This is a genomic window from Longimicrobiales bacterium (genome assembly GCA_028823235.1).
Classification (GTDB): Bacteria; Gemmatimonadota; Gemmatimonadetes; order Longimicrobiales; family Gaopeijiaceae; genus UBA2589.
Window position 1 is genome coordinate 1 of sequence record JAPKBW010000007.1, and the last position, 16,595, is coordinate 16,595.

13 protein-coding genes are annotated in these 16,595 nt (G+C 60.2%); 8 read left to right on the forward strand and 5 right to left on the reverse strand.

What is annotated here, in order from left to right:
- Positions 1 to 225 precede the first annotated feature (225 nt).
- A complete protein-coding gene (locus OSA81_05550) occupies positions 226 to 1,134 on the reverse strand; it encodes an SDR family NAD(P)-dependent oxidoreductase (protein ID MDE0898463.1) in 909 nt (302 codons plus the stop codon).
- A 236-nt stretch (positions 1,135 to 1,370) separates the two neighbouring features.
- Positions 1,371 to 1,913: a YqgE/AlgH family protein gene (locus OSA81_05555; GenBank protein ID MDE0898464.1), complete on the reverse strand. Its 543-nt coding sequence runs from the start codon at positions 1,911 to 1,913 to the stop codon at positions 1,371 to 1,373.
- Positions 1,914 to 2,137: 224 nt separating this feature from the next.
- Here OSA81_05555 and OSA81_05560 point away from each other — a divergent pair, with 224 nt between their 5' ends.
- Positions 2,138 to 2,578: a nuclear transport factor 2 family protein gene (locus OSA81_05560; protein ID MDE0898465.1), complete on the forward strand. Its 441-nt coding sequence runs from the start codon at positions 2,138 to 2,140 to the stop codon at positions 2,576 to 2,578.
- Between the two features lie 218 nt (positions 2,579 to 2,796).
- Here the strand turns inward: OSA81_05560 and OSA81_05565 are convergent, their stop codons facing one another.
- A complete protein-coding gene (locus OSA81_05565; GenBank protein MDE0898466.1) occupies positions 2,797 to 4,224 on the reverse strand; it encodes a M20/M25/M40 family metallo-hydrolase in 1,428 nt (475 codons plus the stop codon).
- 220 nt (positions 4,225 to 4,444) lie between these two features.
- Here OSA81_05565 and OSA81_05570 point away from each other — a divergent pair, with 220 nt between their 5' ends.
- The 6 genes from OSA81_05570 to OSA81_05595 all read left to right on the forward strand — a co-directional run bounded on the left by OSA81_05570 (position 4,445) and on the right by OSA81_05595 (position 10,423).
- Entirely contained in the window at positions 4,445 to 5,059 is a 615-nt protein-coding gene (locus OSA81_05570) for a GNAT family N-acetyltransferase (GenBank protein MDE0898467.1), read from the forward strand.
- A gap of 141 nt (positions 5,060 to 5,200) precedes the next feature.
- On the forward strand, positions 5,201 to 5,887 hold the full coding sequence (locus OSA81_05575; protein MDE0898468.1) for an HAD family phosphatase: 687 nt from the start codon (positions 5,201 to 5,203) through the stop codon (positions 5,885 to 5,887).
- A 159-nt stretch (positions 5,888 to 6,046) separates the two neighbouring features.
- Positions 6,047 to 6,895, forward strand: coding sequence for an alpha/beta hydrolase (locus OSA81_05580; GenBank protein ID MDE0898469.1), 849 nt, complete (start codon positions 6,047 to 6,049; stop codon positions 6,893 to 6,895).
- 282 nt (positions 6,896 to 7,177) lie between these two features.
- Positions 7,178 to 8,326: a M42 family metallopeptidase gene (locus OSA81_05585; GenBank protein MDE0898470.1), complete on the forward strand. Its 1,149-nt coding sequence runs from the start codon at positions 7,178 to 7,180 to the stop codon at positions 8,324 to 8,326.
- A gap of 226 nt (positions 8,327 to 8,552) precedes the next feature.
- Complete coding sequence (locus tag OSA81_05590) at positions 8,553 to 10,025, forward strand: amidohydrolase family protein (protein ID MDE0898471.1); 1,473 nt, start codon at positions 8,553 to 8,555, stop codon at positions 10,023 to 10,025.
- A gap of 140 nt (positions 10,026 to 10,165) precedes the next feature.
- Entirely contained in the window at positions 10,166 to 10,423 is a 258-nt protein-coding gene (locus tag OSA81_05595) for a hypothetical protein (protein MDE0898472.1), read from the forward strand.
- Between the two features lie 90 nt (positions 10,424 to 10,513).
- On the opposite strand, the gene OSA81_05600 is transcribed toward OSA81_05595, so the two are convergent.
- On the reverse strand, positions 10,514 to 12,553 hold the full coding sequence (locus tag OSA81_05600; protein MDE0898473.1) for a S9 family peptidase: 2,040 nt from the start codon (positions 12,551 to 12,553) through the stop codon (positions 10,514 to 10,516).
- A gap of 392 nt (positions 12,554 to 12,945) precedes the next feature.
- A complete protein-coding gene (locus OSA81_05605; protein MDE0898474.1) occupies positions 12,946 to 15,006 on the reverse strand; it encodes a S9 family peptidase in 2,061 nt (686 codons plus the stop codon).
- Between the two features lie 571 nt (positions 15,007 to 15,577).
- On the opposite strand from OSA81_05605, the gene OSA81_05610 reads away from it, so the two are divergent.
- Positions 15,578 to 16,546, forward strand: coding sequence for a proline iminopeptidase-family hydrolase (locus tag OSA81_05610; protein ID MDE0898475.1), 969 nt, complete (start codon positions 15,578 to 15,580; stop codon positions 16,544 to 16,546).
- Positions 16,547 to 16,595: the final 49 nt, after the last annotated feature.

Here is a 16,595-nt window from a genome sequence, read left to right on the forward strand (position 1 = left end):
TGACAGACGCGATGGGTGGGGTCGAGGGGACTCCATATGGCCTGTCGGCTGGACCATTCGAAGTGGACCTAGTGGGATCGGGTTCATGAGGGGCAGGTCGGGAGTCAAGCGGGGCGAACTAAGAAGCGGTTGCTACTGAGCGGCCCATGCAACAGGACCGCAAGACGTTAGAACGCCACGAGGCCAAGGCTTTGTTTCCCGTCTTCGGTCGGGTGTTCTCTCTCTTCAGCGCGCAGTCGTCAGCCGCTCCGCGAGAGTCCGCAGCCGCTCCCGGGCGTCTGCGTCGTACGCCTGGAGATGCGCGCGAGTCGGTGTCGTCTGATTGAAATAACCGCCGGTCCCGATATCCTCTCCGGCGAGGACATACATCACCGCGTCGACTCCATCATGGACGCTACTGCGAGCCTGCGCGCCGCGGCCCAAGACCATGTCGGTGTCCATCATGGACGCAGGATGCACAGCGTTGGTTGTGACTCCACTGCCTGCTAGCTCCTCGGCGAGATCGAACGTGAGCATGATCTGGGCTAGCTTACTCTGGGCGTAGGCGCGACCATCGCTGTAATCGTCTTCGAGCATCACGTTACCAAAGTCGATCGGCTGCTGGGCGACGGAAGAGACGTGGACGATTCTCGACGGGGCGCTCTGGCGGAGTAGGGGAAGAAGCTCTCGGGTAAGGAGGAAGCTGGAGAGGTAGTTGACCTGGAAGTGAAGCTCGTGGCCGTCGTCGCTAAGTTGCCGAGGGCCTTCCAGCCAGATTCCGGCGTTGTTGACGAGCACGTCGAGGCGGCCGTAGTCACGTTGGATGGCCCTCGCGAGCGCGTTCACTTGTTTTAAGGAGCCGAGGTCCGCGAGATACAAGCGCGCGCTCCCACGCCCCGCGGCTTCGATTTCGGCCACGAGCTCCATCCCCCGCTCGAGGCTCCTGCCGTGTAGGACGACGTGGTCGCCGCTCGCCGCGAGACCCCTGGCTACTTCTCGTCCCAGGCCACCGGTAGAGCCTGTGACAAATACCACCCGTTGCCCTTCGCTCGGTGAACGGCCTCCGACCGGTTGAAGTTCTTGTCCGGAGGCGGGGAGGGACATGACGAAGCTTGTGGAGAAAAGCGCGACAGCGACTTGTGCGATCCGGCTCATGAGGGGACTCCTTAGTCGAATGGTCCGCACGAAAGCCTAAGGCATCGACACCTTACGCTCGCCCAACATCCTGCCGCGCCGGACAGTGGGCAAGCGGGGAGCACCTGTCTCGCCCAACGATGATAGGCGGGCGGGTCACTCGCCTATCGGCTCGCAGCCCTTGTTAGCAGAAGGGCCGTGCAGTAGAAACGCAGAACGTTGTAGAGAATCAGTAAGCCCGGTGGATCATCCAGCGGTTAGTTCATCGATGGGTCGTATGGCGTCAGGGATAATTGCCGGTACGCCGGTCCTTTCCGCTTGAGCACGCTACTCCAGAGCAAGTCTGGCGCGGTGGTGAATACGTCATCCTCAAGAGCGGATTCGATGATCCAACTTTCGGCGGCCATCTCTGCCTCGAGTTGACCCGGCCCCCATCCTGAGTAACCCGCGAAGACCCTCGCTCTGACAATACTTGGTTCGATGTCGGACTGTACTTGGCCCACAAGAAACCCTACGGACCCGAACACCAGGATATCTGCTGACTCCGGGGTCTTAAACTCGGCCAAAAGCACGGGACTACCCGGCTGGACTGGGCCACCCTCGAATAGCGACTCACCTGGAGGCACCAGATCGCTCAAAGTGGGGAGCGCATTCTGAACTGAGATGCCAAGAGTCCGATTCAGTACCACGCCCAGCGACCCCTCCGAGTTATGCTCCCCAACCAGAACCACGGTGTGGCGGAAGTTCGGGTCGTGCAGACCACCGCTGGAAATTAGCAGGCTGCCGCGCAGATTCTCCATTTATGTGCCTCTTGCCGACGGTCGAGCGTGGTGGCCAACGTTTGGGACAACCTAGATGGCGCCCACAGGGTCCGGTAGGATCGCCTAAGGAGAGATTCTGACTAACAAGCAGTTGCTACTGACACGGGTTACAGTTGGGTCGGACACGGATACGCACGGGTCAGCAAGAGTGGCCGGGCAGCAGAATCGCAAGACGTTAGAAAGCACTACAGGGGGACATCCCGATGACATCGACGCAGAGACAAGCTGCGACCCTGCTGCTGATTGCTCTCGCGTCATGCGCGGGACCACCGGCTGCGACGGAAGCGGAGGATCGTGAGCAACTCTTGGCACGAATCGAACAGTTCAACGAAGCCATCCGCGAAGGCGATGTAGAGAAGTACACCGAGGTCTTTGTGGACGACTTCGTATTCACGTGGGCTCCCGACGGACAGATCTACGCTCCGGAGGAAATTTTCCCGAATGTCGTTCCCACTCCGGACCATGCTCCCAGCGTGGACGAGATCGTCGTTCGCATCTACGGAGACGCCGCGATCGTAAACGTGCGCATGAGGCAGCTGCCCCATGAGGCTGGTGCGCGCGTCACATTCAGCTTCGCCCGCGTCGAGGGCGCATGGAAAGTGGTCGCGTATCAGAGCACGAATATCACAGACCCGGCCGGCTAAAGCGGAGAGGTCCGCTGGGTCATACTCCGTGTTTTCTGAAAAGCAGTTGCTACTGACACGGTTTCGCGGGTAGGCGGGCGGGCCACTCGGCGCCAACTCGCGTACCCTTTGGGGAGGCTGGCCGTGCAGCAGAATCGCGAGACGTCGGGCGGTGCGTGCTCCGATCGGTCACTTGGACCATTCTCGATCGCGTACGTCGAGTGAAAATGGCCCCGCCGTTACGTCGCGGGTCGGCCCGCCAATCTGTTTAGTATCGTATACCAATGCTCGAGGGCCCCGTAGAACTCTCGCACCCTCACTCGTTCGTTGAGACCGTGCATGAATGAATCGTTGTCTTTGAAGAAGGCGCCCATGACGCCGTATGTGGGTATGCCCGAAGCACGAACCACCAATCCGTCGGTCCCGTAGGGCGCCATGTATGGAATGATTGGTGTGCCTGGGTAGCGGGCCTCAACCGCGGCGGTGACGGCATCCACGACATCGTCCCGAATTGGTGAGGCTGGGCTAGTCTTGGGATCGCCGAACACCTGGATCGTCAAGCCCGGAGTGGCGGCGATTCTCTCCAAGGTGGTTTGTACCGCAGCAACATCCACCCCGGGAAAGATCCGACAGTTGATAGTTGCAGTAGCCGACTGGGGCAACGCGTTCTCGGCATGACCAGCGCGGAGCATCGTCGCTATGCAAGTCGTCCGGGTTAGGCCAACGATCTCTGGCTGATGCCAGAGGATATCCGCAGCCTGTGAATCGTCTGGGTTCTCTGCCAATCGGGCCATGGCCTCACCGACTTCACCCGGCGTGACCGCGGCCGTGCCGTTCAAGTACAGTCGCGTGGCCTCGTTGACCATCACGGGGAAGCGGTATGCCTCGACATTGCTGAGCGCGGTCGCCAGATCGTAAATCGCATTGTCGGTCCGAGGGGTGGAGCTGTGTCCACCTGGATTTGTGACGGTTAGTTCGAACGTGGCGTAGGTTTTCTCAGACGTTTGAATTGCATAGCTAACGGCGTCTCCACTCGCGTCGAGAACACCTCCGCCTCCATCAGCGTTCAGAGCAAATTCCGCATCTGTCAGCTCTCGGTGAGTTGTTACCATTCGGTGCGCGGACATCATGCCGGTCTCCTCGTCGCCCGTGAAGGCGATAATGAGGTCCCGCGTTGGCACAAAGCCTTCGGCTCTCAAACGGAGAAACGTGGTAGTGAGGGTGGTGATCCCCATTTTGTTGTCTGAAGTGCCTCGGCCAAAGAAATAGCCGTCCTCCTCGACGAGCGTGAATGGACTTCGAGTCCAGTCTTGAGGAAGGGCGTCGACCACATCCATGTGTGCCAGCAGCAGGATCGGGCGCTCTCCTGATGATCCGTCACCCCGGTACCGGACGATTAGCCCGGCTGTCTCTTCTCCCCCTTCGACCTCAAAGGGAAGAACGTGGACGTCTTCGTCCGGGAATCCTCCCTCGCGAAAGTGACCCGCTAGGTATGCCGCCAGATCCGGAACCTGACCGTGCGTAGCTGCGCTTCGGTATCCAATGATCGTTTCGAGGATGCTCAAGGCATCTTGTTGGTACGGCTCTGTATAGTCCGAACTTGAGTCTTGACCCGACAATGTGGCGGGGAGAAAGAGGACCGCGAGGGCCAATAACGTGCTACGCATAGTCGTTCTCGGTTCGGACGATGTGAGGAATGCCTGAACATAGGACAGTGTCGTCGCGCGAGTCAGTAGATCGGCGCGTGGCCTTTTGGGTACACCGCCTGACGAGCGTTTGCTGGCCAGGTTTAGAGTCGGGTCGCGCGCGGTGTGCGCGGTCAGCTAGTGTGACGGTGCGGCAGAAACGCGAGACCTTAGATCGCACAATCGAGGAGACGAGGCGGGCATGCTACAGGGTCGACCACGAGTCGGAATTTTGCACGCAGATCGAGCGTCCGAGATAGTTGACGTACTTTGTGAGACATTCTTCGACTACCCGGTCATGCGGTTCGTCCTTGGGACTTCCGCGGACTACGGTGCGCGGCTTAACGAGCTGATGACTTTCGATGTGGCCGCGAGAATCGCTTGCGACGAATGGCTTCTAGGCATTGAAGGTCCCTCCGGATTGAGCGCAGCGGCCACCGTTTCGCGGCCAGCGGCTGAGAGTCCACCGAAGGTGGTGAACTTGCGCGAGAACATGTGGGCGTCGCTTGGCGGCGATGCACGGTCCCGCTACGAATTGTTTACTCAAGCGAGCGCTCCCTTTGAGGTCGAACAACCACATCTTCATCTCAGTCTGATCGGTGTCCGCAAAGATGTGCGGGGACATGGTCTGGGACGCGGACTACTTGAGGCAGTTCATGCGCTCTCAGAAATGGACGATTCCTCAGTGGGTGTAGCGCTGACGACGGAGGTGAAGAGGAACGTCAGCCTCTACGAGCGTTTCGGCTACGAGATAGTGGGGCAGGCCCGGGTCGAGTCATCGTTCACGACTTGGGGTTTCTATAGGCCTGACGGATAAGGAGTTGGGCCACGGCCTGTGAGCAGTATAAGTGATCGCTACAGTCGCGGATTGCAGATCGGGCGCGCTACACGCTCGTCAAATGGCCGACCGTGCAGTAGCATCGCGAGACGTTAGGAAGAGTGGAAAGGTCCTTAGAAAGTGAAGCGTGTAGCGGTGCCTGTGAATTTTGTCCTGTGGGACCACGACGGTGTGCTCGTTGATACGGAGCCACTTTTCTTCGAAGCCACTGCTCGAGCACTGGCGGATCACGGGGTGGCCGTTAGTCACGACAGGTGGGCTGCACTACAGGCTGTTGGTTCGGGCATCGTCCGGCTCCTCGATGAGGCAGAAGGCATCGGCGTGACTCAGGCCGAGATCCGCCATATCCGTGACGAGATCTATGCCGAGCTACTTTCCCAGCGCGACGTGTTGATCCCGGGAGCCCGCCGTGCCCTGGAAGAGATTGCCAGATCTTATCGATCTGTCATGGTGACAACTTCGTTGAGGCGCTACATCGATCAGATCCACGGTCAGACCGGCTTGTTGGAACACTTTGAACACATCGTGACGGCAGAGGACTGCTCAAGGCACAAGCCTCATCCTGAGCCGTACCTCCGAGCTATGGATCTGATCGGTGCCACACCCGAAGCCTGTGTTGCAATCGAGGACTCGCCACGTGGCTTCGCATCGGCCAGGGCGGCAGGGGTTCGCTGTGTTGTTGTTCGCAGCGACTTCATCGGGTCGGGTAGTTTCGATGGCGCGGAGCGCGTCTTGGACCGGGTGGCCCAGTTTGGCCCCTTTCTGGCTCAGCTCGGAGACGCCGCTGCTGAAGGTGCCGGATCCTAGCGCGGCTTTGGGCGAGACGGGGGATTCTCTCTAATAAGCAGTTGCTGCGGACACGGGTTACTGTCGGGTGGTACGCGAAGGGCGCGGTCAGTTAGAATGGCCGCGCAGCTGAGCCGCGAAAGAGGAAGCCGGAGAGGTCGCCTGTCTGTGAGGAGCATTGTGCGAAGCGTAATGGTGGGAGGATTGGGAGTGCTGGGTGTCATCTCAGCCGTTGTCGTCGGCTGGTTCATGCTCAACGAGTCATCCCTTGTATTCCCTGGCCAATCTCGGACGGATCTTCCCATCGCGCCGGGAGCGGCGGCCGAGTTCCCCTGGGACTCCCTTCGAGTGGGAGGGGCAGGTGGCGCCACGACGTTTCTCATTGAGAGTAGTCTTCCGACCGATGTCAGTGGACGGTGGGCGATCTTCTTTCATGGAAACGATATGCTCGTCTCCGACTCCGGCGGCAGGTACGCATTGTTGCGGGCAGCTGGGTTCAACGTCCTCTCGGTCGAGTTCCGGGGCTACGGGGCCTCCAAGGCCTTGGGCAGAGCTGAGGAGCAAGGTACCTACCTCGACGCGATGGCTGGCTGGACATACCTCACAGAAACAAGGGGAGTACGTCCGGACAGCATCGTAGTGTATGGCTTCTCCATAGGATCAGGGCCGGCAACATTCCTTGCCGCCCAGGAGGATCTTGCTGGCATAATCACGGAAGGTGCGTTCACGTCTGCTCCAGACATTGCGGTGCTCAGATATCCGTGGCTTCCGGTACGCTGGCTCATGAAGACTCAGTTCTCGAATATTGAGCGCGCGGACAGTGTTTCGGAGCCTTGGCTGCTCTTCCACGGCCTTGATGATCAAATTGTCCCGTTCTCACACGCCGGTGCGCTCGCCAAGGCCGCTCCCAATGCGAGGGTTGTTCCGCTGGAGGCCGGTCATAGCAATGGTGTGACCAAACACCGAGAAACTTTGTTGAATGCGCTTCGGGAATTCGCCATCGAAGTCTTCGGTGAAGCTGGCCGATAGCCTTCCGGGATGTTGTCGCCGACGGCGAAGGGAGCGGGATCGTCCACCTCCGTCGTGATCCACTCGGCCTGAGTCGCGTAGAGCTGTTCGCAGTCCTTCCTTGTGATTCGGGCATAACTGAGCAGGTAGAGTGAGCGGGGTGCCACCGAACAAGCGGTTGCCATCGTCACCGGTTACAGTTGAGACGCTCGACCTCGCGGGCAGTCAACTAGCGCTGCTGCGCAGTGGAATCGCGAGATGTTAGAAGGCTGGCGCTAAGTTGACCCACCCCGAGGGAATCAGATGAATCGATCTTGGATGTTTGTATTTGTAGCCTCCCTCATGACAGCCCCGGCATCCAGCCAGACGCTTGATGCGAGTGCCGAACTGATGCGGGCGCTGACAGAAGCGCCGGGTCCGTCAGCCTTTGAAGAATCCGTCAGAGAGATTGTTGTCCGGGAGTTTGAGGACCTAGGCTCTGATATTCGGTTTGACGGTCTAGGATCAGTGCTCGCCACGATCCCAGGTGGGGCGGGTGGTCCTGTGGTCATGGTCACGGCGCATCTCGACGAAGTCGGGCTCATGGTGCAGTACATCACGCCAGATGGATTTATCCGAGTGAAGGCTCTCGGTGGCTGGCTCAGGCAGGCCCTTCCGGATCAGCGGTGGACCATACTGGGGAGTGAGGGCCCAGTGATGGGGATCAGCGGCATTCGGACCGTCCACGTCACGCCAGCCGCTCAACGTGAGCGCGTATGGGCGTTGGATGAGATTTTCCTAGATGTGGGAGCGACGTCGAGAGACGAAGTCGAGGCGATGGGGGTGAGACCAGGAGATGGTATCGCTCCGCTCAGTGACTTCGCCGTATTGGCCAACGAGCGTTACGCGGCGAAGGCGTGGGACGACCGCGTGGGCCTCGCAGTGATGCTGGTTGCCGCTAGAAGGATCCGGGATGAAGGAATCCAAGTCCCTGCGGAGGTCGTCTGGGTGGCCACTACGCAGGAGGAGATCGGGTTGAGGGGCGCTCAAACTGCCGTCGCACTAGCTAAGCCAGAAATCGGAATTTCGATTGAGGCCGGGGTCGCGGCTGACTTCCCAGGGATTGGACCGACCCAAGCTCAGGAGCGACTCGGAGGCGGGCCAGGAATGTTCCTGCTGGATAGCTCCATGATCCCCAACAGGAAGTTCCGTGACTTCATGTTCAGAATTGCTGACGAAACTGGCATTTCCCTTCAGCCCGATGTCCTGACCGGGTACGGGGAGGACGGCGCTGAGATCCAACGCTTCGACTCAGGTCGCCCTTCTGTGAACATCACGGTACCCACGCGCTATCTCCATTCTCATACCGGCATCATACAGCGGTCGGACTTCGATGAGGCAGTTCAGTTGCTCATCGAGGTGCTCCAACGCCTCGATCAAGAGACCGTCCGAGAGTTGGGGAGCTTCCGTTAGTGATCAGCTATTCGAGTCAGCTTTCTAACAATCCATTGCTACTGGAACGAACTCGCGGGTGGGTAAGTCAGGTAACATGGTGGGTTTGTTAGCAGGCGGGCCGTGCCGTCACGTATGTGAAAGTGCGCGGCCCGGTGCGGATCGCGATCTTGAGAATCGACTTGGCCGGGGACTATTGAAAACGCGCGGACATCCATCCGCCGACGCTCAAAAAGGAAGATGCTCAATGTGGAACATCCGATCGATTCTATTCTCGACCGTCCTTGCAGCACTCTTTTGTACGCCCGTCCTGACAGACGCGCAGGTGATCCGCTATGACGTCGCGATCCTCGGTGGCCGCGTCATCGACCCCGAGACGAGGTTCGATGGAATCGCCAACGTTGGGCTGCGCGGTGGTCAGATTGCGGTCGTGACCACGGATTCCATATCTGGCGACAGCGAGGTCGATGCTCGCGGTCTCGTGGTCGCCCCGGGGTTCATCGACCCGCTCACCCATCTCGTTGCCGCTCGGCTACCAAGTGCACTCTACAAGGTGACTGACGGCGTGACGACCGTGCTTGAATTGCACGGCGGGCCTGTCGATGTCGAGGCCCGGTACCGTTCGATGGAGTCGGAGGACATGCTGCTCAACTATGGCACCAATGTGGGGCACGCTGCCCTGCGGGGCGCAGTGGGACTCTCCTCGAAGGCCGATGGGAGAGAGCGTGAGGTTCCGGCGACTGCCGAGGAGGTCACCCGCATTGTGGAACTGGCCCGAGAGGGGATCTTGGGGGGCGCGCTTGGGATCGGATTCGGGATTCAATATGTGCCGAGCACTACCGAGGAGGAGATCTTTCGCCTCTTTGAGCTTGGGGCTCAATATGGCGTCCCGTCGCACCTGCACATCCGATATTTAGGGCCGCAGCGCCCGATCAACAGCGTCAAGGCGATCCACGAAGTCATCGCGACGGCCGCCGCTACGGGCGCCTCAGCGCACGTAGCCCACGTGAACTCGACGTCCCCGAGGGACATTGATCTCGTCCTAGATCTCCTCGAGGGGGCCGCCGCGCACGGCATCGACGTGTCGGCCGATGCCTATCCGTGGGAGGCAGGTTCGACGGGTCTGGAGACGTCGGTGTTCGACCTGGGGTTCAGGGAGCGGATGTCGATTGGGTATGACGACATCGAGCTAGTGAGCACGGGTGAGCGCCTCACCGAGGAGACCTTCCATCGGTATCGGTCCGACGACAACCACGATCGTGTCATCGTGCACTTCATTCCCACGGAGACCTTACGTAAGGCCCTGACGAGTCCGATCGTAATGGTCGCGAGCGATGGCGAGATTAGTCCCGAGGGACTCGGACATCCGCGCGGGGCCGGGACCTATGCTCGCTTCCTACGTCAATATGTTCGGGAGTGGGGGGACCTCTCTCTCGTCGAAGCCATGCGGAAGACCAGCTATCTGGCTGCGGTGCAGCTGCAGCAGGCGTCACCGGCAATGCGGCGGAAAGGTCGTCTCAGCGCTGGTGCGGATGCAGACATCGTCGTGTTCGACCTCGCCACCGTGAGAGAGCGAGCCACCTATCTGGAGCCGGCTCAGACGTCCGTTGGCATTGAACATGTGTGGGTCAACGGCGTGCGTGTCGTCCGTGGTGGGGAGTTGGTGGAGGGCGTAGCTCCAGGTCGGGCGATTCGAGGCGCTCCTCAGCGGAGTCGCTAATCGCTACCTGGGGCTGACGAGTGCGGTCGTGCAGGGCCACAGTCTAACAAGAGATTGCTCCTGCCACGGGTTACCTATTAGGTACGATTCGCTTGCCTCGAGGTGGGTCCAGGCAGCAGAATCGCGAGACGTTAGCAACTGTGTTGGAGACTGAGCTGACCGAGGGCGGGACGGTACTCGGCCGATTCGGAGTGCCCGGCCTCACCTTGGCTGTGGTGGGTATCTACGGAGTGATGACCTACTCGGTATCGCTCCGAGAGCGTGAGATCGGAATTCGACTTGCACTCGGCGTCGATCGGCGCGCGGTCCAGCGGCTGGTCCTCGGGGAGGGACTCTTGATCGCCGTGACCGACACGGTGATTGGAATGGCCGCCGTGTTGGCCCCGTCGCCCCGATGAGTACACTCGAGAGCGACTGAACGAACGAAGGGGCTGGGTCGGCGATGCCACCCAGCCCCCGTTCGGATCCGACTGCGGATCGAAACTGAATCAGTCCTGCGTGATGCTCCGTCCGCTCGAGTGCTTTGCGAACCATTCTCGCAGGAAGAGCTGGGTACGGAGGAAGTTCGACGGCGTACTCGACGTGCCGTGCCATTCGTTGTTGAAGCGAACCATCGCCGTCTCGACACCCATGACCTTGAGCGCCGCGAAATATTCTTCGGTCTGAGGCATCGGCGTGCGAAGGTCGTTGACGCCCGTCATGAGCATTGTAGGAGTCGTGACGTTCCCCACGTACATGAGCGGCGAGCGACGCAGGTGCTCACTCGGGTCGTCCCAGGGGAGATTCTCGAAGTTCCGATACCATCCGATGCCGTCCGTCGTACCCACGAAAGACAACCAGTTGATCACCGGGCAGTTTGCCGAAGCGGCTGCGAAACGATCGGTGTGCCCAACCACCCACGACGTAAGCACGCCACCACCGGAGCAGCCATAGACGAACATGTTCTCATCGTCGATGTACCCACGGTCGATGACCAAGTCGACTCCGTTCATCAGGTCGTCGTAGTCTTTGCCCGGATACGCGTTCTTGATCGAATTGCCGAACGCACTTCCGTACCCGGAGCTGCCACGGGGGTTTGTGTAGAGTACGACGTATCCGTTCGCTGCATGCTCCTGCCAGGCGAAGTTGAAGCCGACGTTGTACATGCCGTGCGGCCCACCGTGGATCGACAGCATCATCGGGTACTTGCGGCTCGGATCGAAGTCCGGCGGCTTGACGATCCAACCCTCGATCTCGAAGCCATCGACCGACTCGTACTTGATCTCTTCGACGTCGCCAAATGTCACGCCAGCGAACACGTCGTCATTCACGTGTGTCAGCTGTGTCCGACGGTTCGGGTCGGAGAGACTGAAGGACACGATGTCGGACGGCAACTGTGGACTGGTGAGGGTGCCGACCGCTTGTCCGTCAGCTGTGAACGAACTCAGTGCGAACATGTGGTTACCCGACGACAGCGCAGTCACGCCACCACCCGTCGAGACGAAGTGGATGTTCCGGTCCCCTTCAGCGCTGACCGTGAGGTACAGGCCACTTCCATCGTGGGCCCACTGCATGCCATTGATGGAACGATCGAAGTCTCCCGAAATCAGGTGAGAATTGGAGCCATCCATGTTCATGATATACACACCGGAATTGCGGTACGTGTCGGTGTGGAAGTCGGCACCGCGATACGCGATCAGGTCACCCGCCGGAGACGGGATCGGACCGGAGTCTTGGCCATGCCGGGTAGTCAACTGACGGATCGTGCCATTCGCGACGTTCACGGCGTAGACCTCGGACTGACGCCAAGAGAGCTCGGAGTCTTCGGTACGCAGTGACGAGAACACCAACTCCGCTCCGTCGGGCGTCCATTCTCCTGTCGAGTGGTTCCAGTATCCGTCCGTGAGCTGCCGTGCGGTCCCACCCTCTGCGGGAACCACGAAAATGTGCCTCCAACCTTCGTCGACGAAGCCGACACGGTCCTGACGATAGTCGGCCCGAGTGACGACCTTCGGTGGTTCGGTCCAGTTCGCCCCCTCCGGTCGGCCGGGAGGGCTGACTGACCAAGCCTCTTCTCCGTCCATAGTCATCGTGAATGAAAGTGTGTTGCCGTCGGGCGCCCAACGGATTCCGCCAGGAGCCTTCTGCAGTCGCGTGATCTGGCTCGAGGCACCTTCGTCGTCCATCCAGCGAACGAAGATCTGGCTGCCTTTGGGCTCGCCTTCAGAGGTATAGGCGATCCGAGTCCCGTCTGGAGACCAGATCGGACCGGAGCCGTCGACGAGGAAGCGAGCCCTCGAACCGTCGACATTCATGATCCAGACTGACGACTCGCGGCGATCGTTCATCTTGTCGACCCAGCCACGGGTGTAGACGACTTGCGAGCCATCGGGGGAGATCTGGGGGTCGGATGCGCTCTCGAGATCGAGATACATTTCCAAGGAGATCGTCCTTGTTTCGTCTGCCTGAGCGGACACGAAGGACGGAGTCACCAACACGACCGCGATCGCCAGGGCCACGGTGGCGAAGGGTTGCATGCGTTGCGACATCGCAGGACCTCGTTTCGGGGGTGAACATATTTCAATTCAAATCGGGCGATTAAGCTAGGGCTGCCGGTCGAACGCGCCAGCGATGGAAGCGTCGCAAACGTCCTACGAGTGGCGTATCGGCTTCGAAGTTGAACTCGAGAATGCCATGGAGAAGTTGGGTGGCTTACCGGGTAATACCCAAGCCGCAGCGTTTGTCTGTATTTGGACGCGTTATAGCCAACTCATTTGTCTTTCGTTGAAGGGCTATATCGAGTGTGCTTGTCCCATCCAGAGCGATTGCCGTGGCTCTGAGGGTCTCGGGGCGATGCTCACGCTTCAAGCGTTAACGGCTCTGGCCCGCCTAAGCTGTGTCCGGCAAGCTGCAGAGTCTCATGCTCGAGGTGCTAGGTCAGTCAGTCGCTGATTGGCCGGCCGGTCCCCCGAACGTGGGTGTCGTACCAGGCGAGGTAGCGTTCGTAACGGTCAACCTGGTACGAGGGCACGCGGATCCCATGACTCTGTCCCGGATACACGACCAGCTGTGTCTCGATTCCACGCCGGCGTAGCGCCTGGTATAACTGCTCGGAGTTCAAGATGGGGACGTTCCAGTCGTCCTCACCCCCCATGATCAGGGTCGGGGTCTCGATGTCCTCGACCCGGTTGAACGGACTCAGTCGCTCCCAGTTGTCACGGTTGTTGTCCTCCCATGGGAGCCCCAGTTCTGCCTCCCACTGCCGTTGGTAGTGGTCGTGCCCGTAGTTGGAGATGTAAAGCACCTCGCTCGCACCCGTGATTGCGCCTTGGAAGCGATCCGTCTGGGTGATCACGTAATTCGTGAGGATTCCGCCGTACGACCACCCGCCCACGCCGAGGCGATCCGGATCTGCCCAGCCCTCGGCGATCACGTGGTCCACGCCGGCCATCACGTCCTGGAAGTCTGGCGTGCCCCAGTTCGCCCATAGCTGAGCCGAGAAGTCCTGGCCGTATCCGGATGAGCCGCGCGGATTTACACGGACAACCAAGTAGCCCTTGGACGCGAAGAGCTGAGATTCGAACTGGAACGCATGGCTGTACTGCGATACCGGACCGCCGTGGATGCGTAGCAGCGTCGGGTACCGGCGTCCTTCGGCGAAGTCTGGGGGAAAGGTCACAAAGCCCTCGACTTCGGTTCCGTCTGCCGACCGAAACTGAATGGTGCGGGTTTCCGCGATGCGGACCGTAGAAAGAAAATGTGAATTGTGTGTGGTCACTGGATCCAGCACCGCGGTCTCACCGGGCACCGTGCCAGAGATCCAGTCCCCGGAGCCCAGGGTGGCGGCTCGATAGATTTCCCCAGGCCGGTCCAGGTAGCTGACGGACGCGGCGAAGGTCTCGCCCGCCCAGTCGAACGCACCCGCGCTGAGAGGGCCCGAGATCGGTCGCCCCAGGCCTGACCCGTCGGGTCGGATCCGGGCGATGTGGTTTTCTCCCGAGTCCTCGAGTCGGAACCAGATCCATTCGCCGTTCGCGGAGAAGCGGGGCTGGCTCACGTTCCGATCGAGTGCAGTCGTCAGTAATCGAGCCTCACCGCCGTCTGAAGCGATCACCGCCAGGTGCGTGGTTGCGTACCAGATCAGATCGGGACGAACGCCGGTCGTGTAGGTGAGCCAACGCCCATCGGGGCTCCACGCCGGAGATCCGTCCGAGCCCAGATTGGTCGTCACTCGGGTCGGCGAATCCGTTGGTTCAGAAAGATCTGCCGATACGGTCCACACGTCGGAGTTTTCATTCGCGTCCGGCTCGCCCGTCCGGTTGGAGCTGAACGCGATTTGGGTGCCGTCGGGGCTCCAGACACCCAGAGATTCATCCCAGCGCCCGGTAGTGAGTTGCCGCAGGGTCTCGGTCTCGAGGTCGTAGACGTACAGGTGTGTGTGCCGGTCGCCTGTGAGATACCCTGTGTTGTCGCGCTTGAACTGCAGGCGGTCAATCACCCACGGCTCCTGCGGTGCGTTCTCCTTCGCGCTTTCCTTTTCCTCCTCCTCATCGCGTACCGTGAGCAGCAGCCGGGTGCCGTCCGGAGACCAGCGGTAGCCAGAGATGCCTTGTGAGACATCGGTGAGCGGGAAGCCTTCACCACCCCGTCGGTCGAGCGCCCAGACCTGGGTCTCACCCTCATCGCGAGATGCGGTGAAGGAGAAGTAGCGACCATCCGGGCTCCAGCCCGGCGAGCCCGCTGACTTCCCCGGAGCTGTCAGCCCGACTGCTTCTCCTCCTGTTGAGGGCGACATAAAAATGCGAGTGAACGACCGCTCCTCTTCGAGCGATGTGCGTGATACCGTATATGCAATCCAGTCGCCCTCAGGGCTGACCACCGGCGCTCCTACCGAGCGGGTCAGAAACATGTCATCCGGTTCGATCGGACGAAGATCCTGCGCAAGCAATGGAGACGAGAAGATAATCCCCAGGAGAGCAGCGGATACGACCTTGCAGGTCATCGGAGTCGTCGACCGGAGCGGCCCTGGAGCGATGTCGGACATGAGATGCGGTGGTATGAGGACACGGTGGACAGAGCCGACAGACAGGACTGCAGGGTGGGGGCGTCGTCGGGCAGGGCCACATAACTACGCAGAGTGCCTTCAAGGCAATCGCGAGGGTATGCAACATCCGAGTGGGCCCGGTGGTGGGCAAGGCAGAGTCCGGCCCAGAGCTGCCAACCTTTCGCAATCAGGACTCTTTTTGCATGGAGGGGTTCGGGCGGACGCACGTTGTTCGATCGGGACCAGATATCACGCGCATCGCGTGTCAGGGGGATACTGTGCCGATCTATTGGAGCGTCCCCTGAGCCGCGGGCTCAGACTATTGGGTCAGCTCACGACAGCCATTCGGGTGCGCCGGTACAGTCCTCGAAAAAAATCACGGAGCGCGAGATGGGGTAACCGCGCTATGTAACAAGCGATTGTTACTGACACGGGTTGCGTAGTCGGCAGGTCGGGTGGCTCTTGTTCTTTGTCACGAGGTCGCCCGTGCAGCAGAAACGCAGAACGTTCGGCTGAGTCAGGAGGCGTATTGAAGCATCAAAGAACATTTGCTGCGTGTGGGACGGTCCTTGCGGCCGCCCTGTACTCGGCTGGCTGTGGCCCACCCGCAGGGCTGCCCGACGATGGGTTCGTCGACGTAACGGGTGGACGAATCGCGTTCCGCGTCATGGGCGACGGAGCCGGGGTGCCTGTGCTGGTCATTCACGGCGGTCCGGGGAGTTCCAGTTGCATCTATCCCTCGACGTTGACTGGCATGGCCGAGGAACGGCCGGTCATCATGTACGACCAATTGGGGACAGGTCACTCAGAGCGGATAACCGACTTGGAGCGATACGCGGTTCTTCCGAGGTTCGTTGAGGAGGTCACAGCTCTTCGCGCCGAACTCGGGTTGGAGGCGCTTCACATTTTGGGTCATTCCTGGGGTGCCACCGTCGCCTTGGAATACCTGCTCACGGCCTCACCAACCGGAGTGCTGTCAGTCACTCTAGTGGGCCCACTGGTCGGAACAGATCGCTGGCTTCGAGATGCTAATGACTTGGTGGCGGAACTCTCGGTTGAGGCTCAGGCCGCGGTCCGTGCCGCCGTGGATTCTGGAGACTTTGCGACGGCAGCCTTTGAGGCAGCGAACACAGAGTTCATGGGTCAGTTCGGCATCCGGAATCCCGATGCATACGCGGGTATTCAAGAGTGCGCGCTCAGGCCACCAGGAAACTCAGGGTTGTACGAGTACATGTGGGGTCCTTCGGAGTTCGTCTCGACGGGCACTCTACGAGACTACGATCGAATTGACCGGCTTCCGGAGCTAACCCTGCCGGTTCTATTCTTGGTCGGCGAATACGACGAGGCCCGACCAGAGACGGTCCGGGAGTTTCAGGCCATGGTACCGGGGTCCATCGTAAAGGTTATTCCGGACGCTGGGCACGTTAGCAATGTCGATCAACCCGAGCTGTTCAATGCGGCCGTGAACGAATTCTTGGCGGGAGTCGAGCGTCGGTAGTCCACGAGAGAAATCCCGCCTAACAAGGGATTGGGGCAGCCGCTCGAGA